The sequence below is a fragment of the Brevibacterium aurantiacum genome (genome assembly GCF_007558825.1).
Lineage (GTDB): Bacteria > Actinomycetota > Actinomycetes > Actinomycetales > Brevibacteriaceae > Brevibacterium > Brevibacterium aurantiacum_A.
The window spans coordinates 1-1172 of sequence record NZ_VLTK01000047.1 but is presented as its reverse complement, the minus strand read 5'-3'; the positions used below and the strand labels follow the sequence as shown (position 1 = coordinate 1172).

The following is a 1172-nucleotide window of genomic DNA, read 5'->3' as shown; positions in this document are numbered from 1 at the left end:
GACTAAATAGCTGCGCGGAATAGTAGATCACTGAAAGGGAACTCAGCCCGGATTGTGCGATCTGATCAATCGCCAAACCAACCAAAATCACCAACCGGACTGAGCGATGCCGATCATAGTACCAATACCCCGTGGCGAACGACGCCTGATGCAGAAAGCTATTCATAAAACGCGTGATAAAAATCATGCCCGCAGACTCACGGCCATGCTGATGCTTCATCGGGGTGAACGGGTCAGCGATGTTGCCAGAACTCTCTGTTGTGCCCGTTCATCCGTTGGTCGCTGGATTAACTGGTTTACGCACTCAGGTATTGAAGGCCTGAAATCCTTACCCGCAGGGCGCTCCCGACGCTGGCCTTTTGAACATATCTGCACCCTGTTACGTGAGCTGATAAAGCATTCTCCCGGCGATTTTGGTTATCAACGTTCACGCTGGAGCACCGAATTACTGGCAATAAAAATCAATGAGATAACCGGTTGCCAGTTACATGCAGGAACCGTTCGCCGCTGGTTGCCATCTGCGGGGCTTGTATGGCGCAGGGCCGCGCCAACTCTGCGTATCCGTGACCCACATAAAGATGAAAAGATGGCGGTAATCCACAAAGCGCTGGATGAATGCAGCGCAGAGCATCCGGTATTTTATGAAGATGAAGTGGATATCCACCTTAATCCTAAAATCGGTGCGGACTGGCAGTTGCGCGGACAGCAGAAACGGGTAGTGACGCCGGGGCAGAACGAAAAATACTATCTGGCCGGCGCACTGCACAGTGGCACGGGTAAAGTCAGCTACGTGGGCGGCAACAGCAAAAGTTCAGCGCTGTTTATCGCTCTGCTGAAGCACCTGAAAGCCACTTACCGGCGGGCGAAAACAATCACGCTGATCGTTGATAACTACATTATCCATAAAAGCCGCGAAACACAGCGCTGGTTGAAAGCAAATCCCAAGTTCAGGGTAATTTACCAGCCGGTTTACTCGCCGTGGGTGAATCATGTGGAACGGCTATGGCAGGCACTTCATGACACGATAACCCGTAATCATCAGTGCCGCTCAATGTGGCAGTTACTGAAAAAGGTCCGCCATTTTATGGAAACCGCCAGCCCATTCCCCGGAGGAAAACATGGTCAGGCAAAAGTGTAGCGGTATTAGGCGCAGCTATTTAGAAGAGGCTTAC

2 protein-coding genes are annotated in these 1172 nt (G+C 51.5%); one reads left to right on the top strand and one right to left on the bottom strand.

What is annotated here, in order from left to right:
• A partial coding sequence (locus tag FO013_RS22730; protein WP_222103710.1) for a hypothetical protein occupies positions 1 to 187 on the bottom strand: 187 nt, incomplete at its 3' end.
• Here FO013_RS22730 and FO013_RS22165 point away from each other — a divergent pair.
• A complete protein-coding gene (locus FO013_RS22165) occupies positions 107 to 1138 on the top strand; it encodes an IS630-like element ISEc33 family transposase (protein WP_001395480.1) in 1032 nt (343 codons plus the stop codon). The genes FO013_RS22730 and FO013_RS22165 overlap by 81 nt on opposite strands.
• The last annotated feature ends 34 nt before the right edge of the window (positions 1139 to 1172 follow it).

What these genes read in the sequence shown, in the direction of transcription:
- FO013_RS22165 (WP_001395480.1), top strand. Translation starts at nt 107, where the DNA reads ATGCCGATCATAGTACCAATACCCCGTGGCGAACGACGCCTGATGCAG.